The organism is Roseibium sp. JB4-4 (genome assembly GCF_055693425.1).
Map to the genome: position 1 here is coordinate 4,312,356 of NZ_CM146333.1, position 23,754 is coordinate 4,336,109.

The following is a 23,754-nucleotide window of genomic DNA, read 5'->3' on the forward strand; positions in this document are numbered from 1 at the left end:
ATTTGCCCGAGGTCAGGCTTGCGGGGCGCTGGCCATAGATCGGCGAGAGAGCATTCTTATTGGGCTTGCGCGAAACGCTGCAGGATCTTGTCGGCGTCTTCCTGGCGTGCAGCAATTTCCAGAATCAGTTTCTTGCGCACGGCATCTGCAAATGTTGCAGCGCTGTCGGCCGTTACCACGAAGGCTGCGGGACCACCAATGATGTCCTGATGGAACCTTTCCTCAAGGTCATAGGCCACAGGGCGCCCGGAACAATGACGGCACAGAACGGCGAGGCCGTTGATCACGATCCCTGATGAAACGACAGTTTCTCTGGCCTCGTGAATGGTCGGGCCGTTCCAGTTGTTGGCACTGTCGGCGGACAGATCGATGACACGCCGCAACCCGGTATAGGCGTTGGTGTCGATCAATTCCTTGCCTTTGAGCAGGGCTGCGCCAATCGCGTTCCGTCCGAACGCGCGGCGCGGTGGCTCCAAAAGCCTTGCCGCAAAGTCTTCCGCAGATGCCTTGCCGTCTATGACCGTCCAGTCGACAACAACGTCCTGCGAAAACATGTCGGCCCATTCAACATAGGTGACAACGATCTTGCCGTAAGCATTGCTGGCAATGGCGCTCAGCACTGACGGATCCGTGATCGCTTCGGCATAACCTTGCCTTTGGAACTGGATCTCGGCGTCGTCAATCGAGCCGGTCGCGTCGGCCAGAAGCACGAGTTCAAGGTCGAGTTCTTCAGATACGGCAGGCGCCGCCGTGAGAAAACACCAGGCAAACACCAGAACCGCAATCCGTTTCATATGCCCCTCCTATCAGGCCGTTCACCTGCAGAAGCTAGGGCAGCAAGCGGAAAAAGGAAAATGTGGCTCATTGCGCCAGGTCCAGGCCAGCTCAAACTTTGAGAGAAACTCCGCGCGCGATTCAAGATTTCAACACACTTCCTTGCATCTTTAAGGGCGCATTTGAGGAGAAATATGTTGGAGATCAGTTTGCCATTCGCAAAAAGGATCGCAAGCCCGCTCATTTTAGTCTGCACGATTTTTTTGTTCCCTGACAGAAGTGCGGGTGCGGAGGAAGTGAGTGCGAAACCTGAAGGAGATATTCGGATAGAGCTGGAGGCAGACAGCTTTGCGATTGGCGAAGAAATCAAAATTCATGTTTACAATGAGCTGGCGCCGATTGGAGCCAGCGTTGCTCTTTGGTTGTCACCGGTCATGCCAGATGACTACAAGGAACGAGGATACACCGTTCCAGGCTGCTATGGCGCGCTAACTCCGGTTACACTGCCAGTTGTTCGCGACAAAGCAAATACATTATATTGGAGTGGTCTCTTCACCTGGTGGGCGCCGTATGATGTGCCTATCAAATGTAAACATTTTTCGGCCGGTCGCTTCCAAATACATGCGCAGTTCTATCGCGACAACGATGGTCTAGTAGTCGGGCGGCCTACCAAGTCACAAAACAAAAAATTGCAGCAGTCGGCGACATCTCGGCCGTTTGATTTGAGGGGCGACATCGACATGAGCCGCCTCAAAGAAGATCTCAACGATAAGGCGGTTCGTTTCATCTGGGAATTGTTCGAGCTCCCAAATTCTGGCGATCTTTTGCAAGTAGCCCTTTCAAATAGCAATGAGTTAAGCGATCTGGGAGGTGGGTACTATTGCCTGACGAAAGAAATCCCGTTGCTTTTTTCCGGTGTCGTCGAGGCTTGCACTGCTGAACCAGTGGTTACACCACTTGGGCTGAGGCTTCCGCATGGCGACTACATAAGTGTTCGTGGAAAGGGTGAGCTTAAGAGTAATGTGGAAGAATTTGAAAGCATCTCTTCGGCAGCAAGCGGAGCAGTAGCAGAGTTGTTATTGGAAGAGTTCGATCTGACCTTAGACAATTTGGATGAGGATCGCGCTCGATGTCATTCACACGGTCGAATTTTCTGCCGAGTGGCAGCCAGCTATGTGAGCGACAACTCAGAGCTATTCATAACCAGCAGGAATTGGACGATTTTCCCAGCGAAAGAACTCTGGTTGTTCCATTTTGAGACCCGTGCTTCAAGAGGATCCGAGGCACCGCACGAAGGCGAGAGTTTTGTCTGTGTCGATAAAAACGGAGAAGTTCTGCGGATAGCAACTGCGCGGCTAGGCTCAAGTTCAGCCGCCCGATTGCAGGATTCGTTTCACAACAAAACCTTTGATTGCGTTCAATAAGGAACCGTTGTTTGCAATCAACCATAAGAAAACCCGCCCTCCGATGGAGAGCGGGTTTTGAAACTCAAACTTTGCAAGGCCTAGGCGACGGCCCGTGCCAGGGCGCATTGCGACCAGAGATCGTTGATCGAATCGGCCAGATGCTCAATGTCGGCTGCCGTGTGCAGCGGGGTCGGTGTGAAGCGCAGGCGTTCGGTGCCGACCGGGACAGTCGGATAGTTGATCGGCTGTACATAGATGCCGTAGGTTTCCAGCAGAATGTCTGAGATCCATTTGCACTTCTTGGCATCGCCCACCATCACCGGAACGATATGGCTGGGGTTTTCCATGTGCGGGATGCCGCGCTTGTCGAGCGCCGCACGGACTTGCGCAACTCTTTGCTTGTGAGCTGCACGCTCAAGCTGGCTGTCCTTCAGGTGACGAATTGAGGTTGTCGCGCCTGCAGCCAGTGCTGGCGGAAGAGCCGTCGTAAAAATGAACCCGGATGCGAAGGAGCGAATGAAGTCGACAACTGTCTTGGAACCGGTGATGTAGCCTCCCATCACGCCAAATGCCTTGCCGAGGGTGCCTTCGATGATCGTCAGGCGGTCCATCAGCCCTTCGCGCTCGGCGACACCGCCACCGCGCGGCCCATACATGCCGACAGCATGCACCTCATCGAGATATGTGAGAGCGCCGAACTTGTCGGCGACGTCACAAATCTCCTTGATGGGGGCGATGTCGCCATCCATCGAGTAGACACTTTCAAACGCCACCATCTTCGGTGCGTCCGGATCGTCTGCTGCCATCAGGCGCTCAAGATCTTCGTAGTCATTGTGTTTGAAGATCCGCTTTTCGCAGCGTGCGTGCCGGATGCCTTCGATCATGGAGGCATGGTTCAGCGAGTCGGAATAAACGATCATGCCCGGAACTTGCGACGCCAGGGTGCCGAGTGCGGCCCAGTTGGAAACATATCCGGAGGTAAAGATCAGGGCGCCTTCCTTGCCATGAAGGTCGGCAAGTTCGTTTTCCAAGAGCACATGATAGTGGTTGGTGCCCGAAATGTTCCGGGTGCCACCGGCACCTGCGCCGCATTTGGAAATCACCTCCTGCATGGCACCGACAACCTTGTCGTGCTGGCCCATGCCGAGATAGTCGTTGGAGCACCAGACGGTCACGTCCTGTACCGAGCCGTCCTCACGGTAACGTTTCGCGCGTGGGAAATTGCCTGCCATGCGTTCCAGATCTGCAAACACTCGGTAATTACCGTTGTCATGCAGCTTGCCCAGGCGTTCCTCGAGATACGCGTTTACGTCCATCCTTCGGCCCTCTCTTCACTGGAAATTCTCCAGCGCCTCTTTTTCTTCCGCCCCGATAATGCGTCCATGGGCGGGTCAGTTTTGACCAAGATCATCCCTGTAGATCTCAGACTACCAAGTAACGTCTATCTATTCAAAACCGCATTACCAGACAATTAGCCTTGATCAAGGTCAAATCACAGACATGCGTCTATCCGTCCTAGCCAAAAAACTAACGCATGTCCGCCAGATTTATGTGAGACACCGGTCACAGGCAAGATCTTCGTTGCGCGGTAAACTGGGAAATTCCAACAAGCTGCTTGCTTTCACAGAATAAACATGAATACTGATTCATGTTTCATGCTTTTGGGAGGAAAACCTGGTGCGAAAATCGGCCGGAGTTGCGGAAGTGCCGCAAAAGGTGCAGGGAAATCTGCCCAAGACCGCCCGTGGTGAAGCGACGCGAAGAGCGATTCTGGCAGCTGCAGAGCGTGTGATCGGTTCCAAAGGCTACAACGACGCGTCCATTGGGCACATTACCAGTGAGGCAGGGGTCGCCCAGGGAACATTCTACATCTATTTTACCACGAAAGAGCAGGTCTTTTCCGAGCTTGTGCTTGAGATGGGGCGGCTGGTGCGGCACGAGATCGCCGAGGCGACCCAGGGATATGAGAACCGTCTCGATGCAGAGCGGGCAGGTTTGAAGGCCTTTCTGGAATTCGTCCAGGCTCATCCGGATCTCTATCGGATTGTTCAAGAGGCACTGTTCGTCGATCCGGATGCCTACCAGGAGTATTACGAGACATTTGCCGCCGGTTACAAATCCGGCTTGGTTGCTGCGCAGGCGGCCGGGCAAATATCTGAGGGCGACGCGGATACCCGCGCCTGGGCTTTGATGGGCATTGCAAAGTCGCTGGGCGAGCAGCTTGTTGTGTTCAAGTCAGACAAGCCGATTCCTGACATCGTCGAGACTGCATATAGTTTGATTGAACGCGGTATCAGGCCGTGACACCGACGGTGCACAGGTTTGCCGCGATCGAAAACCGGGACGGTGTTGTCTGGATCTGGCTCAATCGGCCCGATCGTCATAATTCGCTTGTCCCAAATCTCATCTCGGACCTGAAAAGCGCGCTTGCGGACGCGGCTCAACAAAAGCCGCGAGCGCTTGTGGTCACTGCAAAGGGCAGCAGTTTTTCAACGGGTGGCGATATCGCCGGATTTCTGGATCACCGAGCCTCCCTGCAAGACCTCAAGGACTATGCACAAGAGCTGGTCAGCGGCTTGCACGGTATCATTCTGGATCTGATCGACTTTCCGGCACCGGTTTTGGCTGCGCTCAACGGTCCTGTCACCGGCGGATCGGTTGGTTTGATGCTGGCGGCGGACCTTGTTGCGATGGCCGAACACGCTTTTTTGCAACCTTACTATTCCAAGGTTGGCTTCGGACCGGATGGCGGCTGGACCGCGCTCCTGCCGGACCGCATTGGAACCGGCAGAGCGCTTGAGATTCAGTATCGCAATGAACGGATTAGCGCAGCCGAAGCGCTCAGGATGGGTCTTGTGTCCGCTGTGTGTCCGCTTTCAGAGTTGGAAGCGCAGATCAGCAAATGGGTGGAAGATCTCGGCAAAGGATCATCCCGAACGCATCTTGCGACGCGTCAGGGTGTCTGGGATGAAGCGCGGCGCGAAACGGTCCGTCAACGCCTCGACCAGGAAAAAACCCGCTTCCTTGAGTTGGTCGCCCTTCCCGAGACGGTCGACGGCATGCTGGACTTCACACGCAAACGGGCATGAAAATTTTGAAAATTCTTCGAAGCACCAGGTGTTGGGAGGACACATGGAGTTTTTAACCGATATGGCGGCAAAGCGGGCAGAGTTGACGCCCGACCATGTTGCCTTCATCGATCACGAAAGCGGACTTCGCTACACTTTCTGTGAAGTGAACAGCCGGGCAACCCGATTGGGAAACCTGCTTTTGGAGCGTGGTCTGTCCAAAGGTGACCGCGTGGCTGTGCTGTGCCTCAACCACCCGGATTTCTTCATTTTACTTTTTGCTGCCCAGAAGACCGGAATTGTGTTGGTGCCGCTGAATTGGCGCCAGCCGGTTGCAGAATTGCGACCGGTTCTGGCGGCGTCCCAGACGAAGATTTTGTTTCACGACCGTTCCTGCGCAGATCCTGCAATCGAGCTGGCCAAAGGCGCCGGCCTTCCTGTTCTCATGCTGGGTGCTGCGGATGGGGCTTCGAGCGAGCTCGACCAGGTGCTGAACGCAATAAGCCCGGCAGCAATCGGGTGTGGCCGGATGAAAGCCAGCGCACCCTGGTATCTGCTTTTTACCTCGGGAACGACAGGTCTGCCCAAGGCGGTTATTCAAACCGCGGGCATGGCCTACGCCAACATGATCAACTATGCGCAGGCAACGGGCCTCAGTGTTGGAGAAAAAGGCGTCAATTTTTTGCCGCTGTTTCATACGGCCGGCATCAACCTGCCAACTTTGCCGATCTACCTGAATGGCGGGTCGTCGACGGTCCTTCGAAAATTCGATCCTGATACCGTGCTCGGCTTGATTGATGCAGGCGCAGTGACCAGTTTCTTCGGCGTTCCGGCAATTTATCAGGCCCTGGCCCTGTCGCCGGTGATTGGGCGAACCGACTTTTCCGGTGTGCGCTCCCTGGGCTGTGGCGGCGCGCCAGTTCCCAAGCACCTCCTGACCGATTTTCAAAAGCGCGGCGTAACCATCTGCAATGGCATGGGGATGACCGAAACCGGACCGACAGTTTTTCTCATGGACCGGAGCCATGCTTCAAAGAAAATCGGTTCGGTCGGCAAACCGCAGATCCTGACCGACGTGCGGCTTGTGGACGGCGAGGGCGGTGTTCTTGAAGGGCCTGGAGAAGGGGAAATCCAGTTCAGGGGCCCGAATATCACTCCCGGCTATATGGACAACCCCGATGCCACGGCCGGTGCCTTTACAGTCGACGGGTGGCTGAAGTCAGGTGATGTGGGTCGACGGGACGAGGACGGCTATTACTTCATCGTCGACCGGATCAAGGACATGTACATTTCCGGCGGAGAAAATGTTTATCCGGCCGAGGTGGAAAAAGTACTGGTCGGTCATCCCGACATTCTTGAGGCCGTTGTTGTCGGTCTCCCGGACGAGACGTGGGGTGAAGTGGGGGCGGCCTTCGTGATTGCGCGGCCGAACCGGAAAATCGAAACTGCATCACTCCCCGCTTGGTGCCGGGAGTATTTGGCTCCCTACAAGATTCCGAAATCATTTGCAGTCGTTGATGATCTTCCCAGAACAGCTGCTGGAAAGGTGCGAAAGAACCTCCTCAAAGACCAATTTGCGACAAGAAAGACACCGGAGGACGCTTAGAACCGATGGACCGCACAACCGAAGCAGCCATCAAGGCAACATTTAAGTGGGTACCCCGGCAGGCCGACTTTGACGCATTTGCAAAGCTTTCAGGTGACGACAATCCCATACATGTCGATCCGGAGTTCTCCGCTCGAACCCGGTTCGGCCGCACCGTGTCCCATGGAATGTTGCTCTATTCGCGCGTCTTTGCGCATCTCCAGGCACTCTATCCGGGGCAGGACCATCAGATGCAAACGCTGATGTTTCCCAATCCGTCCTATGCCGATGAAGAACTGGCCTTTGTCTTCAGTGAAAACCCGGAGGGCAACGGGGAGGTGCTGATTGAAGTGAGGCGAAGCACAGATGGCGCGGTTACACTTTCAGGTTCCTGCCAGCTGGGAGACCCGTCATGACTTTTCAACAAGGACAAAGGTCTGAATTGACGCGGACTTATTCGCAGCAGGATATGCTAGAGTTCGCCGCGCTTTCAGGGGACGCGGCCAATGTGCCCAACTCGGTTCCTGGCCCGTTGATCGGAGGGCTTTTTTCCTATTTGCTCGGGGTCGAATTGCCGGGGCGCGGCACAAATTATCTCAAGCAAAGTCTGGAATTTCTCTCGCCTGCCCCGATCGGCGAAGCGCTGACGGCATCTGTCACGATCACGAAGCTGCGCCCCGAAAAGCATTTGGTCGATCTGGAAACCGTCTGCGTCAGTTCCAGCGGTACACGTATTTGCCAGGGCCGCGCACTTGTCTATGTCGAGGATGTCGGCAAATCCTGAGACCAAGAGTTCAATGGACCAACTGGCTCTGAATGATCTACTTCAGGGTTGACGGGAATTGCTATAGGGAGTAATTCAACCATATGGTTGAACAACGGCTTGACGACCAGAAACTCACTGTCATTTTGAAGGCGGTGAGCGATCCAAAGCGCCGGGAGCTGCTCACGCTGCTTGTGCAGCATGGGCCGACACGGGTCACGGATCTCGCCAAGCATTTCGATGTCAGCCTGAACGCTGTGTCGAAACACATAAAGATCCTGGAAGCAGCCGGGCTCGTACGCCGACGAACCGAATGGCGCGAGCACCTGATTGAACCGGTCATGGAACCGGTCAGCGAAATCGATCACTGGTTTCAGGAATTGAGGTCCATCTGGACCCAACGTCTCGACGCATTGGACCAGGCCCTTTCCGGGGAGACGGATGATGAGTGAATTGACAGTTGTTGTATCCCGCAGGTTTTCAGCTCCGGCTGCCCGGGTTTTCGAGGCGTGGCTGGATCCGGACATGCTTGCGAAGTTCATGATCCCCGGAACGAACATGAGTGTGCCAAAGGCAACGGCCGACCCTCGGGTTGGCGGTGAATTCGAGATCATGATGCAGGCAGATGACCAGGAGATCCCGCATCGGGGGATCTACAAGGAAATCAGCCGTCATAGCCGTCTTGTGTTTACTTGGGACAGTCCCTTTTCAATTGCCGGCAGCACGGTGACGCTCGACTTCCAGGAAGTCGCAGACGGAACGGAGCTAACGCTTACGCACGTGAAATTTCCGTCTGAGGAAAGCCGTGACAATCATCATGCGGGATGGGGTAAAATACTGGAAACACTGGATCTCAGTCTTTCAGGAGCCGGTGCCGGATAGGCGGGAGCGGTCGGGGTATTCGGAGATCAATCCCCTTCCACCAGGCGAACTTTGGCCGGCCAGAACGCATAATGCGACTTCAACTGGCTGGCCATGTCTATCGGCGACTTATAGACCCAGCCGATTTCCTCGCCGTTGAGTGCAGCATAACTCGCGTCACCTTTGATTGGGCAATGCGTGGATTTCTCAACTGGATCGAATTCAGATTGTAGATCGGCCTCAGGTACATAAACCACGGGGTCATAGAAGGCCTTGCCAATTTCCAGGACGCGCAGAGCGGCAGAGGTATCGGCAAGCAGAGTATCGTCCTTGTAAATGCGGATACGGCGGGGCACGGGCTTGATCACCATCAGGTGCTCAGGATTGCTCGGGTTGCGAGCTGCATTGGCGAATGCCGCGGATTGATGTGCAGTCATCTGGATCTCCTTGTTTCCTGAGAACTAGGTGAGTATCGGCACACAAGAGCGCAAAAACAATTTTCTGACATTGCCGTGAACACCCCTTTTGCAGACTGCCCGGGCCAGCGTGCAAAACCTCGGTTGGACGCCCGAAATTCTCTGAGCGGAAAAGGCATCTTTTGGCCGGTATTCGAAACGCCTATAATGTCCGTTCAGATATGTCATCGCGGGGTTGTCCAATCTGTAACCACTTCTGTGCAACGAGGATTATCAACCGGCGCAAAATGCGACCGGCTTCCGCTTAGAAAGGGTTGGAAGTGTCGGAAATAACCATTACCCGTGCGGTGCGGATGCCGGACCCGTTCCGGATCGAGCGATTTTCCTCCAATCCGAAACTTGGGCCCCGTGTTCTGTTTTTCAGCGGAGGATCCGCTCTTAATGGCCTGTCTCAAAGGCTCAAGAAATACACCCACAATTCCATTCACCTGGTGACGCCGTTTGACAGTGGAGGAAGTTCTCAGGGGCTCAGGGTGGCTTTCAATATGCCCGCGATAGGAGACTTGAGAAGCCGTTTGATGGCGCTGGCGGACGAGACCGTTCTCGGTCACCCGGAAGTGTTTCGGCTGTTCACGCATCGATATTCCAAATCGGCTCAAAGAGACGATCTGAAAGGCGAACTCGATGCCATGATTGCGGGCACACACCCGTTGGTAACAGCCATCGAACAACCGATGCGAACGCTCATACAAAACCAGCTTGGCATGTTCCGCGCGGCTTGCCCGCAAGGCTTTGATCTGCGCGGTGCCAGTATCGGCAACTTGATCCTTGCCGGCGGCTACCTGAACCAGAACCAGCAATTGGAGCCGATTATCTTTCTCGTCTCCAAGCTTGTCGGTGTTCTGGGAACTGTGCGGGCAGTTTCTGATGACAATCTGCATTTGGGCGCTGAACTTGCCAATGGCCACGAAGTCATCGGGCAGCATTTGCTGACCGCCAAGGAACATCCGCCGCTCACATCACCGATCAAGGATCTTTTCCTCAACAAGACGCTGGCTGGACGGGACCCCGCCGTGACAGCGTTTCCGAAACGAAATCGGAAGCTGATGCAGACGGCGGATCTCATCTGCTACGCGCCCGGCAGCTTCTACACCAGTCTGATTGCAAACCTGTTGCCGGAAGGTGTCGGTCGGGCGGTTGCCGAACGGACCGTCCCCAAGGTCTATGTTCCAAGTCTCGGACTGGATCCGGAAACGGGAAACATGAACCTGTCCGACAAGGTACACACCTTGCTGAACTATCTGCACCGGGACGTTGGACCTGATTGTCCAACCCACAAACTGATCAACTTCGTTGTCGTCGATCAAACGATTTCCGACGACGAAACGCATGAAATCAGCGCTCGCGGGATCACGGTTTTGAAACTGGATCTCGTCAGCACTCAGTCCGCTCCCTATTATGACCCTGAACCGCTGTGTGAAGCCCTGGTCTCGTTGACCTGATCGGACAAAAAAGAAATCTGCTGGAAAAACAACATGAAACGTACACCGCTGCTAAACCGTCACTTAAGTCAGCTTGTTGCCTCGCTCGGGCATCTGGACGAGATCGTGGTTGCCGATGCCGGCTTGCCAGTGCCTGCCGGTGTAGAGGTTATTGACCTTGCTGTTACTCCGGGCATTCCAGGTTTCTTCGATGTTCTTGAGGCCTTGTCCCGCGAACTTATTATCGAGCAGGCAGTGTTTGCCGATGAAACATCGTCCGAGCTAGGCACGGAAATTGAGGTGAGGCTGGCGCACTGGGAGGCGGATACCGGCAAACCGATCGCGCAGTTGAAAATCTCCCACGAGGATCTGAAATTGAGATCCGCTAAGGCACGGGCTGTTGTGAGAACAGGCGAGTGTACGCCTTATGCAAACGTCATTCTCGTTTCCGGGGTTCCGTTTTAAACCAATTCCCGGATTGTTTTTTCGATCTTGCCGTTGTCGGCGTTTCAACACCGGCAGTTGTTGCTACGGGTCGAACGGCTGTCTTTTTCCTCCTGCAGCCTGCAATCCCGTTTCCGGATGTCATTGTTTCGGAAATGGAGGCAGCTTCCACAAAACACATCGGCGCAAGGTTTTGTTGTAAAGACAGCACCTTCCCGCTATGCGAAAAAGATTCTGCAGAGCACCAAAACCGATTTTGTTGACTTACAAAATCGGTTTTGTAACACTTTTTGTTAAGAAAGGCGGAATTGAAGCCAGATCTTCGATTTGCGCTAAAACAATCAGGACATTCCAATGTCCAGCGGGAGGAAGCATGTCGCGGTTACGCGGTTCCGTCACAATTGATGATGTGGCACGCCATGTCGGCGTCGCCAAGGGAACTGTTTCGCGCGTTCTCAACAACTACACAGACATTTCCGACGAGACCCGCAAGCGCATTTTGAAGGCGGTCAAGGACCTTGGCTATCAACCTTCCGCAACCGCGAGAAACCTGAAGCGCGGTCGTCAGGATACGCTCGGGATTATCATCCCGGTCGGACATGGCAATGGTGCCGATCCATTCCTGTCTGAATTCATCGACGGCATCGCCCGCGCATTGGATGAGCTGGACCTGGACCTTCTTGTGACCACCGCGCATTCGCGCGAGCACATGATCGAGTCGCTCGAGCGGTTGATTGCACGCCGCAAGGTGGATGGTTTCATCGTCACGCGGACCGAAGTCAATGATCCACGTATTGCCTATCTGCAGGAGCGCAACTTTCCGTTCGTTGCCCACGGGCGCACGGCAAATCCGTCCGGATACGCCTGGTACGATATCGACAACGAGGCGGCGTTCGCCGAGGGCGTTCGTCATATCTACAGCCTCGGTCACGAACGCATCGGGCTGGTCGGCGGCACATTGGAGCTGAATTTCGCGCGCCAGCGCAGAGAAGGATACCGCCAGGGACTGAAAGACCTGGGTGTCAAACATGATCCTGATCTCGAAACCATTCAGACAGTTAGCGAAAAGGGCGGGATCCTCGGTGCAGAAGAATTGTTGGCGCTGGACCAGCCTCCAACAGCCTTGCTGTGCGCAACCGACGCTCTGGCCATAGGTGCCGTTCAATACTGTCGCAAGATCGGATTGAAAGCCGGTGCGGATGTCACGGTCATCGGCTATGACGGTTTGCCCGTCGGCGAGTATCTCGACCCGCCACTCACAACCTTTTCCCAGAGTGCGCAGGAAGCGGGTGGCCGTGTCGCGCGGATGCTCACCGATATTCTGGACGGAAAGTCACCGACAAGTTTGCAGGAGCTGTCCAAGGCAGACCTGATCCGACGCGCCTCTGATGGTGCGCCGGCAAAGACACCGGCAGCGTTGGCGACAGCGCTCCGGGAACGGCTGAAAGACCAGCCATATTCTGGCAACAAGGGAGAATGAGAATGTTTGGGAGGACTAAATTCCTGGCCTCGACCATCGCGGGTGTGCTCGCACTCGGGTTGACAACGGCCCAGGCTGACACTCTGCGTTTCTGGACGACGGAAGAGCAGCCGGAAAGACTGGCCAAGCAGGAAGAGCTGGCGGCTGCCTTCAAGGAAAAAACGGGTATTGAAGTCGATGTCATTCCGGTTTCGGAATCCGAACTGGGTACCCGCGCAACAGCTGCCTTTGCTGCAGGCGATTTGCCAGACGTGATCTATCACACGCTGCAATATGCTCTTCCCTGGGCGGAAGCCGGTATTCTGGACACGGAAGCTGCCACCGAAGTGGTTGAAACGCTCGGTAAGGATACCTTTGCACCAGGCGCTGTCGCCATGGCAGCCGTCGATGGCGGGATCGCATCTGTTCCGGTCGATGGCTGGACCCAGATGGTGGTCTACCGCAAGGACCTTTTCGACGCGAATGGCCTTGCAGCTCCCGACAGCTACGAGAACATTCTGGCAGCCGTTGAGAAGCTGCACAATCCGCCGGAAATGTTTGCGTTCGTTGCCGCGACCAAGATTGACGAGAACTTCATGAGCCAGGTGCTGGAGCATGTGCTTCTGGCAAATGGCGTCAATCCGGTGAACAACGAAGGCTTCAAGCCACTTGATGAGAAGAAGACCATTGAAGCGCTTGATTTCTACAAGGCGATCGCGAAGGCCTCACCCCCAGGCGATTTGTTCTGGAAGCAGTCGCGCGAACTGTATTTTGCCGGCAAAGCAGCGATGATCATCTGGTCTCCATTCATCCTGGATGAACTGGCCGGTCTTCGCGACAGCGCGCCACCGACCATCACCGATGACCCGACCTCCAGTGAGTTGGCATCGAAGACCGGTATCGTGACCACGTTGAGCGGTCCGTCCAATCCGGACGGCGCAGCGTGGGGCGATGTCCGCTACTTCGGCATCACCAACGATGCCGACACGGAAGCTGCGATGCAGTTCATCGAGTTCTCCATGGACGATGGCTACATGTCGACACTGTCGATTGCACCGGAAGGCAAGTTCCCGGTTCGCCGCGGTAACAAGGACAACGCAACGGCTTTCGTTGATGGCTGGTCCAAATTGCCGGTTGGTGTCGATCGCAAGGCGCCCCTGACCGATCTGTATGACGCAGAAACAATCCAAACAATCGTCTCGGGTCTGGACACCGCCAGCCGTTGGGGTGTCACGGAAGGCCAGCTGTCGCTTGCATCCAAGATCATCAACAGCCAGGTGATCAACCGTCTGGTGCGCGAGTATATCGACGATGAGCGCGACGCGGCCGCAACGGTTGCCAAACTCAATGAAGAACTGGCGAAAGTCCAGTAACTGAACACCTGCCACGCCTGGTGGCGGGGCCCCATCGACAACCGCATGGGACCGGACATTGACGTCCTGGATTGCCCGGTCCACCTCCCACCTCCCGCACGACTGTGTGCGGGAGGGCCGGAGGAGATCTGCCCGGACGCCTGCGTCCTGCGGGACGTACGCATAGCCGAAAGCTGAGCTGGAACGATGAGCGCAACTGACCAACAGTCTGTTTCTTCAGGTCCCCCAAAAGGGATCGGACCCATGCAGCGCCGCGAAATGTGGCTGGCCTATCTGATGTTGGCACCGACTTTTGCCATCATCCTGATGATCGTTGCCGGTCCTCTTCTGGCCAATTTCTGGATAAGTGTGAAACCTGTCCAGCTTGCCGATCTGAGGCCCCCGACCGTCCTCGTCAACGAGCGTGTCCGCGGTCGCCCCGCGGCAGACGGTGACGAAGCAACGCTGGAATACAGGCTCCGGAATTCGTCCCGGACCGAGGAAATCCGGAATGTTGTCGTGAAGGATCAGGTGCCGGCCGGGTTCAATGTCGCTGTCGTGCCGGATGTTTGCGCACTCGATGGGCGTGCTTTGACTTGCACCATTGGCACGGTTGAACCTGGCTGGAGCGAACGGCTTCGCCTAGAGGGAACGGTCACCGAGGCTTTCCTGTCAGCCAATCGTCCGGAGCGTGCGAGCGAGCCTGAAGTATCCGGTGACGCCAACAACGTGCTCACCAATTTCGATTTCACGTTCGAAAACTTCCAAAGAATTTTCAGCGCCGATGAATTCTGGTCGGTTCTCCGGGTGACGTTCTACTACACGATTTTCGGCACTGGCGGTGCGCTTGTGCTTGGTCTCTTCGCAGCACAATTGCTCAATACGGTGTTTGTCGGGCGCGGTTTCATGCGCGGCCTGTTTCTCTTTCCGTATGTTTCACCAGTGATCGCCGTTGCCTTTACATGGGTGGTGCTATTCGACCCATTCTCGGGGACCGTCAACGCGCTTCTAACAAAGATGGGCGTCGTCTCCGACCCGATCAATTTCTTCGGCCAGCGCGCGATCGAATACTCGATATTCGGCATCCAGATGGAGTTCCCGCTGGCTCTGACAACCGTGATCGCATTCGAGGCCTGGCGGTATTTTCCACTGTCGTTCCTGTTCATTCTTGCGCGCATGCAGTCGATCAATACGGACATGTATGAAGCCGCCGAGATGGATGGCGCCACACCACTGCAGCAGTTCTGGTACCTGTCCTTGCCGCAACTGATGGGCATTTTGTCCGTCCTGTTCCTGCTGCGTTTCATTTGGACGTTCAACAAGTTCGACGACATTTTCCTGCTGACCGGCGGCAACGCGGGTACGCGGACTTTGACGGTCGATGTCTATGAACAAGGTTTCGCGCTCTCCAATCTCGGGGCAGGTGCTGCCGTTGCGGTGGTCGTCTTTGTGGTGCTTGTCACCTTTGCCACCTTGTTCATCCGCTTCTCACCGAAGGAGGAAGGCCTATGAGACCGGGAAGTGTATTGCTCACGGCCATTACAGGCCTGATCTGGGGCGTGACCGCAATGGTGGTGATCGGTGTGACACTGACGCTGATCACCGGCGAAGTGGCTCTGCCACAGGCAACCGCCGCTGCTGTTGCCGGGTCGTTGAGTTCACTCATCTTTGTGTGGCGGCAGTCTTCAACGGCAGCTGGTGGTCTTCCGGCCTGGGCGCTGTCCGCTTCGATTCTCTTTCTTGTGCTGATGGCCGCGACTTTTGCGGCGCCCTTCGGGCTTCCGCTCAACAAGGAGCCCGTGTGGCAGGGTCTTGCACTGATCGCCTTTATCTTTGGTGTCACCAGTGCCAACCACTTGTCGCTCTCCGGCGCATCCCTCGGTGCGATGACCCGCTACGAGCGTGAGGTTGTCTACATATGCATCGCCAAGGGTATCGGCTTCGTGCTGTTCACCATCGTCGTCGCTCTGCCGTTCTATGTGATGGTGATGACGTCTCTGAAAAGCCAACAGACCTTGCTCGCCAATCCGCTCGATCTGTCCATCGACTTTTCGCAAGGTCTTTACGGTCTGTTCCGCTCCTATGTGGAACTGTTCACAGAGTTCAACTTTGGCCGTTACTTGCTGGTGTCGACCTTCGTGTCGATTGCGACGGTGGTTCTGACCCTCGCTTTCTCCGTGCCTGGGGCCTATGCGGTCTCAAGGCTCCGGTTCCCGGGACAGGCATTCCTCGCGCGATCCGTGCTGCTCATATACATGGTCCCGGCGATCGTTCTCGTGATCCCGCTCTATGCAGTCTTTTCGCAGCTTGGTCTTCGCAACACGTTGACCGGACTTCTGATCGTCTATCCGGCAACAACCATCCCGGTCGCACTATATATGCTGCAGGGTTACTTTCGCGGGTTGCCGTCCGAACTTGAAGAAGCCGGTCTCATGGATGGTCTTTCGCGGATCGGCGTGATCCTGAAAATCACCCTGCCGCTTTCATTGCCGGCGTTGGCGTCCGTGTCGCTCTACGTCTTCATGATTGCCTGGAATGAATTCCTCTTTGCATTCATGTTCCTGGATGATCCGGACATCTTCACCCTGTCTCGTGGGGTGGTCTCTCTGAATTCGTCAGAGGTGCCACGCCAACACCTGATGGCGGGCGCTGTGATCGCGACCGTGCCGGTTCTGTTTATCTTCCTCTGGTTCGAACGCTTCCTCGTGCAGGGCCTTACGGCCGGCAGTGTGAAGGGTTAGTGGAATATTCAAAAGGGCTCGTGAGAGGCCCATAGGAGTTACCTGTGTCAAACGCAGATCTAGACAAAGCCGCCCGGACTATCCTGATTGAGAATGATCAGGGCGGTTATACAATCCCGACCAAGGGGCTCTATCCCTATCAATGGAACTGGGACTCCGTCTTTGTTGCGCTGGGCTTTGCCACTTTCGATCAAAGCCGCGCTTGGCGCGAAATCGAAATGCTGTTCGAGGGACAATGGCGTGACGGCATGGTTCCGCACATCCTATTCCGAAAGGACGATCCGAGTTACTTCCCCGGTCCATCTGTCTGGGGAACCGACGGCGGACCGATCCCGAGTTCCGGGCACTCTCAGCCGCCGGTCGCCGCGACCGTGATCAAAGATCTGGTTGATGCGGATGGCTCAGGCAAGGCTCTCGAACGGGCAGCAAAGCTGATGCCGCAACTGATGAACTGGCATCGCTGGTATCTTGCTTATCGGGATCCCAAGAACCTCGGCGTTCTCGCGGTCATCCATCCCTGGGAGTCGGGCCGTGACAACCTGCCGGATTGGGACGAAGCGTTGCGTGCGGTCGAGGTCAAGGATATTGGACCTTACGAGCGCAAGGACACATCCCACGTGGATCCGGCGATGCGTCCGCACAAGGAAGACTATGATCGCTACCTGAGCATCATGGCGGCCTGCCGGAATGTGGGATGGGACCCTCAGAAAGTTGCCGAAACCTGTCCCTTCTTTGTGGCAGATCCCGGCGTGACCTTTATTTTCCTGCGTGCCAACCGTGATCTCCTGATCCTAGCGGAAAGACTAGGTTTGGATGCCGACGCTGAAGAGATCCGGGGCTGGATTCTCAAGATGGAAGCTGGAGCCAAAACGCTCTGGAACGAAGAACTGAAGGCTCATGTGGCCCTCAACGAACGAACCGGACGGCAAACCGACGGCATTTCCAGTGCGTCCTTCCTTGCTCCGTACGCGGGCCTTGCGGATCAAGCGACGTTGACGTCGCTTCAGGGCCATTTCGATCGTATCGCCTCGAAAGTCCGCTATCTGATGCCATCCTACGATCCCGACCACAGGACCTATGAGCCGTTGCGATATTGGCGCGGCCCGGTCTGGGCCATGATCAACTACATGATCGCAAGAGGGTTTGCGGAGGCAGGTGACAGTGAGCGCGCCGGCAGGTTGCGTCAGGACACTGCCGACCTGATCGCGACAGGCGGTTTTGCCGAGTATTTCAGCCCGGAAAACGGTGCCGGTGCCGGAGGAGGGACCTTCTCATGGACGGCGGCCATCTGGCTTACCTGGGCATCGCCCTCACACCAAAAACAGGCAGCTTAACGAGCGGGGTTTAATGTCATGGGAGCGATCCAGCTCAACAAGGTCGAAAAGTGGTTCGGCAGTCTTCAGGTCATCAAGGGTATCGATCTGGATATCCAGGACGGTGAATTCGTGATTTTTGTCGGTCCGTCCGGCTGCGGTAAATCGACATTGCTGCGGTTGATCTCCGGACTGGAGGAAACCAGCCGGGGAGACATAGAGATTGACGGCAAGGACGTCACTGCGCTGCCTCCGTCTGGCCGTGGCCTGTCCATGGTGTTCCAGTCCTATGCGCTCTATCCGCATATGTCGGTGCGGGAGAACGTCGGTTTCGGTCTGAAAACGGCAGGACTGCCCAAGGACGAAATCGATAAAAAGGTCAATGCTGCGGCCGATGTGCTCAAGCTCGACGAATATCTTGATCGCCGGCCAAAGGCGCTTTCCGGTGGCCAGCGTCAGCGCGTTGCCATTGGCCGTGCCATCGTGCGTGAACCGAGCGCGTTCCTCTTTGATGAACCGCTCTCCAACCTTGACGCAGCACTGCGGGTCGAAATGCGTTTCGAGGTCGCAAGGCTTCACAAGAGCCTCGGCACCACGATGATCTATGTGACGCATGATCAGGTCGAAGCCATGACGCTGGCGGACAAGATCGTTGTTTTGCAAGCCGGACGTATCGAACAGGTGGGTTCGCCGCGCGAACTTTATGAACGCCCGGACAATCTGTTCGTGGCCCAGTTTATCGGCTCGCCGAAAATGAATGTGCTGCCATGTTCAGTCGAAGGAGATCAGTTCTCGCTTCAAGGCCACGGAGGGGGACACTACCCGCATCAGGGCAAGCCCCAGAGACCTGTCAAACTTGGCATCCGCCCGGAACATATGAGCATCGTTGCGACCGATGAAGGGCACTGCACAGGTACGGTTGAAGTTGCTGAATATCTCGGTGCCGACACCTTCCTCTATGTGGCGCTTGACGGGCTTGAGACTGTTCTGGTGCGGATCAGTGGAAGCGATCAGGTGGAAGAAGGCTCCCGTGTCGGCCTTCGTTTCGATGAGAGCCGGATGCATTTTTTCGACAACAAGGATCAGGCTGTTCGTTAACTCGATCAGCTTCGGCGAAGCCTGTGACACTGCTTGAGGATTGAGGCTGTCGGTAGAGCCGGAGTTTCAGTTCCTGCACAGGATCTGAACTGTGTAGCGGGCAGCTTCCTGGTCTATTGCGGTCGGGGTCATGATGCTGGTCATGGTGTTGTAAGACGGCGCAAGGCCAAGGTTTTCCATGAACTCGGCCATCAAGCGGCCGCGAATGGCGAAATTGATATTTTCCGGAAGGTCGCCTGCGACCCTGAGAGTCTTCAACTTGTCTAGCCGTGAGAGCACGGTTCCGATGACGGATCCCGTCCGATCGAGAACCGGTCCGCCGGAGTTCCCCGGCTGTACGGGCGCGGACACCATGAAGTGGCGGATGTCGCCCTGAACACCGGCAAGCGAAGAGACGATGCCGTAGGTGAAGTTCAAATTGTTGTCCAGGATCTGTGCGAACGGATACCCCAGAACAAACACCTCCTCGCCACGAACGATAGGCTGCCTGGCCCGGAACTGAGCAAAGTGGTCGGCTTTTTTGCTGTCGAGCTGAATGATTGCGAGGTCATTGGTCGTGTCGGAAGCAACCATTGCTGCTGCGCCGTATCCTGCGACCTCAAGATTGTCGCAGTTGCCGACGACATGGGCATTTGTTCCCACGTGCCCATCGGGCGAGATAAAAAGCCCGAACCGGTCGACGAACCGGTTTCGCCTGTTGTCGCAGTTTTGTTTCCAGCTGCCAGTTCACCCAACCGTTTTTCGGCATCCGGTGCGTTGTCAATGGCAGGAGCTGAAGTCACTGCATCCATCCGGCCAGTCGCCGAGCGGTCGTAGAAAGTCAGGCTATTGGACATTGCAACGGCGACCCGATCCATGAACACCGCATGTTTGGGCTGCCAGAAAAGCGAGAAGCCGCGGCTGTCCGCACCGGTTCTCATCATGCGTAGGTAAAAGTCGCGCCCGTTTTGGGTGCCCGACACGACAAAGAAGTCATTGCGGAACTGCTTGCTTTCAATCTCCCTGCCATCGTCTGTCGAGGTCAGGCGCCGATAGAGGGCTTCATAGTCGGATTTTTGACCGTCAACGCGCAGCGTCTCCAATTCGATGCTGTCGTCAAAAGCGCGCCAGAGGTGGCCGCGCTCGGATTTCTTGGGAGGCCCGAACAAACTGGCGGGAATGCCGAGTGTGATACCAGCGGTCGGATCGTTCCGGGTTCTGAAGCCGACGCGTTTGACCAGATCCAGTCCATCCCGGTGAAGAATTTGTAGTTCCTCAGTGTCCAGGACCCCGTCCCGGCGAAATTCCCGGTTTCTTTGAAATTCCATAAGCGCGCCATAGGTCTTGGGCCCGAAGGCACCGTCGACAATGGCCGCGTAGTCTCCAGTAAAAACCAACAGGAACTGCAGGCGAATGCGCTCGTTTCGACTGAGGGAATTAAACCAGTCTTTCGACTGGTCGTAGTCGGCCTGTACGTTGCCGATAGATAAAACGAGAAAGGCAATTGCACAGATCAATGCACGCATCATGCAGCTCCCGGCCCAATGGTCGCTGAACAGACTTTATCAAAACCCGTGACATTGGAACAGGCGCCAGGCGCTCTTTGGGGGATATCTTTCGATTATCGCGCTGTGTTTACTCCGGCTTCATGTTTTGAAGTTTCAGCGCGGGATGACATCCACCTTGTGATCGGTCGTTTGCGACCCGGCTGTACGCAGCACACCCTTGACCGGCGCGGCATCACCGTAGTCACGTCCTCTGGCGACAACGATGTGATCCTGACCCACACGTGTTGCATTGGTGGGATCGTACTCGATCCAGCCGACCTCAATTCCACACCATGCCCGCACCCATGCATGCATCGCATCAGCGCCTTCAAGGCGGGGCTGGCCTTCCGGTGGGATCGTTCTCAAAAACCCGCTGACATATCCTGCCGGAATGCCGATGCTCCTGAGGCAGGCGATCATGATATGTGAATAGTCCTGGCAAACACCGTGCCGACGCTCGAAGGCTTCAAGAGCCGGAGTGTCCACCGTGGTCGCGTCCGCATCGAAGCGCATCTCCCTGTGCAATGCTTTGCCAATGGCTTCAACCGCAGCAATTGCGCTCATGTTCGGGTTCGCATGCGCTTCAGCATAAGCCGCAAAGACCGGATCCAGCGGCAATCGCGGAGAGGCTGACGTGAAATGTACAGGGGCCTCTGGTTGGAGAGACTGAATCGCCACCAGTTCTCTGTCGAGATTGCATAGTGGTGGAGAGATATCAAATTGCTCGGCAAAGGCGGTGCGGTCGATCCGCGCTCTGAGCTTGAAGGTCAGTTCGCTATGGGTCTTGCGGTAGGCCACGTCGGTGACCGCATTGCCGTAGAAGTCGGTGCGATCGTGACGCTCCGTGGGACCTGGGGCCAATTGAATCTGGCCGGAGATCAGTCTTTGTTCGCCGGGGATCGTCGCGGGCATCAAGCGCAGCGCATGACGACCCGAATTTGCCGGACTGGCGTAGTCATAAGTGATTTCCAGGGCGACATCGTAGAGCACGCTTGACCTCACTTGGAAGGAGTTTTGTGCAATGCCCCGGTGCTAACGGATATAGGCATCAGTCAGTTCCACGGAGAGGTAAGAAATCTGGTCACGCAGCTCGCTAAGCACTGCCGGATTTAGCGTTTCGGGCGTCGCAATGGCAAGACTGGTGTGAATCTGCAGTACCGAGCGGGCAAGATCGGACAGATGCCCGTGCTCCGTCTCGCCAGGCAGGTCGTCTATGTGGTTTTTTATGTCCGTAAGTTGATAAAGCACCGCTCTGGGGTTCTTCCCGTCCATCGCCAAAAGATCCAGCACCGTCGCCTTGCTGAGCGACACCGCGTAGCGGCGGCTCATCGACATTGCGCTGTCGCCGACCTCCAACAGCAGTTCCAATGAGCCTTCCGGAGCATCCGGTTCGGTGAAAACGGACAGGAGGTCCGTCATCCGATGAGCGCGTTCAAGTGCCCTGCCTATGCTCAGGAACCTCCAACCCGTGAAGCGGTACATATTTTCATGGACGAGGCCGGAAAATCCAGTGATCTTACGCAGAAGCAGACCCATAGCGCGTGGGATATCGCTATTGTGGCGCATCGCGCGCTTGGCACCGTTTGCGGTTTGGGCCAGATCGTTCAAGGCGAGCCATCCATCGACCGAGAAACGGTCGCGGACCTTGCCGGCACTCGAGACGGCCGATTGCAGCATTGCGATCAGCGCGTCTGGTACCGGATCTTCAGATGCAACGCCTATTTTTTTCAGATAGTCCGCTGTCTGGGAGACCAGTGGGGCATCGGGATCGGCCGTTTCCATCAATCGCGCATGATAGGCACGCAGAAGGCGGACCGCGCCTTCAGCCCGTTCCACATAACGGCCCAACCAGAACAGATTGTCGGCCGCCCGCGATGGCAACGCCCCTGGTTGAGATTTGAAATAGGGTGATTCAGTCTGGTGCAGCAAAGTGTCTTTCGCAGGCTTTTTGCCGCCAACGATCCAGACATCCGCCGTTGAGCCGCCGGCTTGCATGGCAATCGCGCTGGCATCTTCCGTCCGGCCTATGCGGGCAAAGCCTCCGCTCATGACCTCCCAGCCCTTCGCGGTTCTTGCCAGAAAAACGCGCAGGCTCATCGGCCTGGGTACAAGTTGCTCTTCGAAGTAGGCAGGGGTCGTGGAAAGCGTGACGGCTTCCTGGGCAATTAGCGTGTCGCTCTTATTGTCGATCCAGGTCTCGAGCATTCCCTGGTGGAACTTGTGGAAGTCTTTGCCGATAAAATCGGTCTGCGCAGACGCAAAGGGCAGAGCCGTTGAAAGTGCTGGGCTGAACATCATACTGTCAGCATGCTCTTTCACATAAGAGCGTGTCGCCGCTTCGCCGCACCACCAGGTCGCGACATTCGGCAGTTTCAGGGTCTCGCCCAGTAGGTGCTTGCTGACACGCGGCAAAAAAGCGAGCAGAGCCCTGGTTTCCAAAATGCCTGTGCCGAGTGCATTGACCATTGTGACGGAGCCGCGACGGACGGCTTCGACCAGACCTGGCGTTCCGATATGGGAGTTTTCGTTCAGCTCCATCGGATCGGACCAGGCCGCGTCCAATCTGCGCCAAAGAACACTAACCGGTCTGAGACCCGCGACGGTTCTTACCATCAGGCGTTCGTTTTCAACCGTGAGATCTTCGCCTTCCAACAGCATGAAACCGAGGTATCTGGCAATATAGGCATGTTCGAAATACGTATCGTTCAATGGGCCCGGCGTAAGGATCGAAACCCGACTGTCGCTTTCATCGCGCAAGTCCACCAAATGGTCTCTGAACCGCCTGAAAAAGCCTGCCAGTCGATGGACGTTGGCCTTGGCAAAGAATTCGTTGAATACCCTGCCGGTCGCGACACGATTTTCCAGCGCGAATCCGGCTCCTGAGGGGGCCTGCGCACGATCGGAAAGTACCCACCAGGTGCCGTCCGGACCGCGGCCGATTTCAAAGGATAGAAAATGCAGGAAGTGTCCCGAGCTGGGCTTGATCCCGACAAGAGGGCGCTGCCATTCCGGGCTTTTGGCAATAAGATTGGCGGGCAGGAAGCCTTCGCTGACAAGTCGGTTATCGCCATAGAGATCTGCGACTACCTGCTCCAGGAGTTCCGCCCGCTGCACGAGGCCTTCGGCAATCACTTGCCAATCGTCTTCGCTTATGACGACAGGAATATGGCTGAGCGGCCATTCCCGCTCGTTGGCGCCTTCCTGGCCGTATTGACGGAAATAGACCCCGGCATCATTCAGATACTGGTTACCCCTGGCAAAGCGGTCGCTGATCTCTTCCGATGTGAGCGAAGACAGATGGTTTAAGAAGGGCCGCCAGACGGGACGGACGTTTCCTTGAGGGTTCAAAAGCTCATCCGAAACGCCCGGAAAGGGCCGGTATGCCTTCAACAAGGCATATCCAGGCGCTCCAATCTCTGCGTTTTCGTCAAGACTCATCTACGTGTTCCTGAGCCGAAGCCGACATT

22 protein-coding genes and 1 pseudogene are annotated in these 23,754 nt (G+C 56.0%); 16 read left to right on the forward strand and 7 right to left on the reverse strand.

Going from position 1 to position 23,754, the window contains the following annotated elements:
* Window positions 1-56: 56 nt before the first annotated feature.
* The gene (locus tag ACZ1HV_RS20325) at window positions 57-794 is read right to left on the reverse strand and encodes a DUF1194 domain-containing protein (RefSeq protein ID WP_298822346.1); all 738 of its coding nucleotides are present in this window, start codon (window positions 792-794) and stop codon (window positions 57-59) included.
* Between the two features lie 174 nt (window positions 795-968).
* Here ACZ1HV_RS20325 and ACZ1HV_RS20330 point away from each other — a divergent pair, with 174 nt between their 5' ends.
* Window positions 969-2,198 carry a hypothetical protein gene (locus tag ACZ1HV_RS20330; RefSeq protein WP_472716127.1) on the forward strand — a complete coding sequence of 410 codons (1,230 nt, stop codon included), beginning with the start codon at window positions 969-971 and terminating at the stop codon, window positions 2,196-2,198.
* 80 nt (window positions 2,199-2,278) lie between these two features.
* On the opposite strand, the gene hemA is transcribed toward ACZ1HV_RS20330, so the two are convergent.
* On the reverse strand, window positions 2,279-3,496 hold the full coding sequence (hemA, locus tag ACZ1HV_RS20335) for a 5-aminolevulinate synthase (RefSeq protein WP_298822343.1): 1,218 nt from the start codon (window positions 3,494-3,496) through the stop codon (window positions 2,279-2,281).
* A 361-nt stretch (window positions 3,497-3,857) separates the two neighbouring features.
* Here hemA and ACZ1HV_RS20340 point away from each other — a divergent pair, with 361 nt between their 5' ends.
* The 7 genes from ACZ1HV_RS20340 to ACZ1HV_RS20370 all read left to right on the forward strand — a co-directional run bounded on the left by ACZ1HV_RS20340 (window position 3,858) and on the right by ACZ1HV_RS20370 (window position 8,478).
* The gene (locus ACZ1HV_RS20340; RefSeq protein WP_472716128.1) at window positions 3,858-4,484 is read left to right on the forward strand and encodes a TetR/AcrR family transcriptional regulator; all 627 of its coding nucleotides are present in this window, start codon (window positions 3,858-3,860) and stop codon (window positions 4,482-4,484) included.
* The gene (locus ACZ1HV_RS20345; RefSeq protein ID WP_472716129.1) at window positions 4,481-5,269 is read left to right on the forward strand and encodes an enoyl-CoA hydratase/isomerase family protein; all 789 of its coding nucleotides are present in this window, start codon (window positions 4,481-4,483) and stop codon (window positions 5,267-5,269) included. The genes ACZ1HV_RS20340 and ACZ1HV_RS20345 overlap by 4 nt, the downstream gene beginning before the upstream one ends.
* 43 nt (window positions 5,270-5,312) lie before the next feature.
* On the forward strand, window positions 5,313-6,854 hold the full coding sequence (locus ACZ1HV_RS20350) for an AMP-binding protein (RefSeq protein ID WP_472716130.1): 1,542 nt from the start codon (window positions 5,313-5,315) through the stop codon (window positions 6,852-6,854).
* 5 nt (window positions 6,855-6,859) lie between these two features.
* Entirely contained in the window at window positions 6,860-7,249 is a 390-nt protein-coding gene (locus ACZ1HV_RS20355) for a MaoC family dehydratase (RefSeq protein ID WP_472716131.1), read from the forward strand.
* The gene (locus ACZ1HV_RS20360) at window positions 7,246-7,617 is read left to right on the forward strand and encodes a hotdog family protein (RefSeq protein ID WP_472716132.1); all 372 of its coding nucleotides are present in this window, start codon (window positions 7,246-7,248) and stop codon (window positions 7,615-7,617) included. Before ACZ1HV_RS20355 ends, ACZ1HV_RS20360 begins: the two co-directional genes overlap by 4 nt.
* 83 nt (window positions 7,618-7,700) lie before the next feature.
* Window positions 7,701-8,048, forward strand: a complete 348-nt coding sequence (locus ACZ1HV_RS20365; RefSeq protein WP_298822336.1) for an ArsR/SmtB family transcription factor — start codon at window positions 7,701-7,703, stop codon at window positions 8,046-8,048.
* Entirely contained in the window at window positions 8,041-8,478 is a 438-nt protein-coding gene (locus ACZ1HV_RS20370; protein WP_472716133.1) for an SRPBCC family protein, read from the forward strand. The genes ACZ1HV_RS20365 and ACZ1HV_RS20370 overlap by 8 nt, the downstream gene beginning before the upstream one ends.
* A gap of 26 nt (window positions 8,479-8,504) precedes the next feature.
* Here the strand turns inward: ACZ1HV_RS20370 and ACZ1HV_RS20375 are convergent, their stop codons facing one another.
* Window positions 8,505-8,894 carry a DUF427 domain-containing protein gene (locus tag ACZ1HV_RS20375; protein WP_472716134.1) on the reverse strand — a complete coding sequence of 130 codons (390 nt, stop codon included), beginning with the start codon at window positions 8,892-8,894 and terminating at the stop codon, window positions 8,505-8,507.
* 299 nt (window positions 8,895-9,193) lie between these two features.
* Between ACZ1HV_RS20375 and ACZ1HV_RS20380 the strand changes: the two genes are divergently transcribed.
* The 8 genes from ACZ1HV_RS20380 to ACZ1HV_RS20415 all read left to right on the forward strand — a co-directional run bounded on the left by ACZ1HV_RS20380 (window position 9,194) and on the right by ACZ1HV_RS20415 (window position 18,761).
* Window positions 9,194-10,375 (forward strand): GAK system CofD-like protein, encoded by a 1,182-nt coding sequence (locus ACZ1HV_RS20380; RefSeq protein WP_298986085.1) that lies wholly within the window; start codon window positions 9,194-9,196, stop codon window positions 10,373-10,375.
* Between the two features lie 33 nt (window positions 10,376-10,408).
* The gene (gene rbsD / locus ACZ1HV_RS20385) at window positions 10,409-10,819 is read left to right on the forward strand and encodes a D-ribose pyranase (protein WP_298964520.1); all 411 of its coding nucleotides are present in this window, start codon (window positions 10,409-10,411) and stop codon (window positions 10,817-10,819) included.
* Window positions 10,820-11,171: 352 nt separating this feature from the next.
* Window positions 11,172-12,278, forward strand: coding sequence for a LacI family DNA-binding transcriptional regulator (locus ACZ1HV_RS20390; RefSeq protein ID WP_298822329.1), 1,107 nt, complete (start codon window positions 11,172-11,174; stop codon window positions 12,276-12,278).
* Window positions 12,279-12,280: 2 nt separating this feature from the next.
* Complete coding sequence (locus ACZ1HV_RS20395) at window positions 12,281-13,630, forward strand: ABC transporter substrate-binding protein (protein ID WP_298822328.1); 1,350 nt, start codon at window positions 12,281-12,283, stop codon at window positions 13,628-13,630.
* A gap of 243 nt (window positions 13,631-13,873) precedes the next feature.
* Complete coding sequence (locus ACZ1HV_RS20400) at window positions 13,874-15,121, forward strand: sugar ABC transporter permease (protein ID WP_298986090.1); 1,248 nt, start codon at window positions 13,874-13,876, stop codon at window positions 15,119-15,121.
* Window positions 15,118-16,350 (forward strand): carbohydrate ABC transporter permease, encoded by a 1,233-nt coding sequence (locus ACZ1HV_RS20405; protein WP_472716135.1) that lies wholly within the window; start codon window positions 15,118-15,120, stop codon window positions 16,348-16,350. The genes ACZ1HV_RS20400 and ACZ1HV_RS20405 overlap by 4 nt, the downstream gene beginning before the upstream one ends.
* Window positions 16,351-16,394: 44 nt before the next feature.
* Complete coding sequence (locus ACZ1HV_RS20410; RefSeq protein ID WP_298822324.1) at window positions 16,395-17,684, forward strand: MGH1-like glycoside hydrolase domain-containing protein; 1,290 nt, start codon at window positions 16,395-16,397, stop codon at window positions 17,682-17,684.
* Window positions 17,685-17,702: 18 nt separating this feature from the next.
* On the forward strand, window positions 17,703-18,761 hold the full coding sequence (locus ACZ1HV_RS20415; protein WP_298822323.1) for an ABC transporter ATP-binding protein: 1,059 nt from the start codon (window positions 17,703-17,705) through the stop codon (window positions 18,759-18,761).
* A 66-nt stretch (window positions 18,762-18,827) separates the two neighbouring features.
* On the opposite strand, the gene ACZ1HV_RS20420 is transcribed toward ACZ1HV_RS20415, so the two are convergent.
* From ACZ1HV_RS20420 to ACZ1HV_RS20435, 4 genes and pseudogenes are all read right to left on the reverse strand, one after another.
* Complete coding sequence (locus ACZ1HV_RS20420) at window positions 18,828-19,403, reverse strand: S1 family peptidase (RefSeq protein ID WP_472716136.1); 576 nt, start codon at window positions 19,401-19,403, stop codon at window positions 18,828-18,830.
* A 608-nt stretch (window positions 19,404-20,011) separates the two neighbouring features.
* A pseudogene (locus ACZ1HV_RS20425) lies at window positions 20,012-20,269 on the reverse strand (peptidoglycan-binding domain-containing protein); the annotation flags it as partial.
* A gap of 132 nt (window positions 20,270-20,401) precedes the next feature.
* Window positions 20,402-21,277, reverse strand: a complete 876-nt coding sequence (locus ACZ1HV_RS20430; protein WP_472716137.1) for a transglutaminase family protein — start codon at window positions 21,275-21,277, stop codon at window positions 20,402-20,404.
* 42 nt (window positions 21,278-21,319) lie between these two features.
* Window positions 21,320-23,725 (reverse strand): circularly permuted type 2 ATP-grasp protein, encoded by a 2,406-nt coding sequence (locus ACZ1HV_RS20435; protein ID WP_472716138.1) that lies wholly within the window; start codon window positions 23,723-23,725, stop codon window positions 21,320-21,322.
* Between the last annotated feature and the right edge of the window lie 29 nt (window positions 23,726-23,754).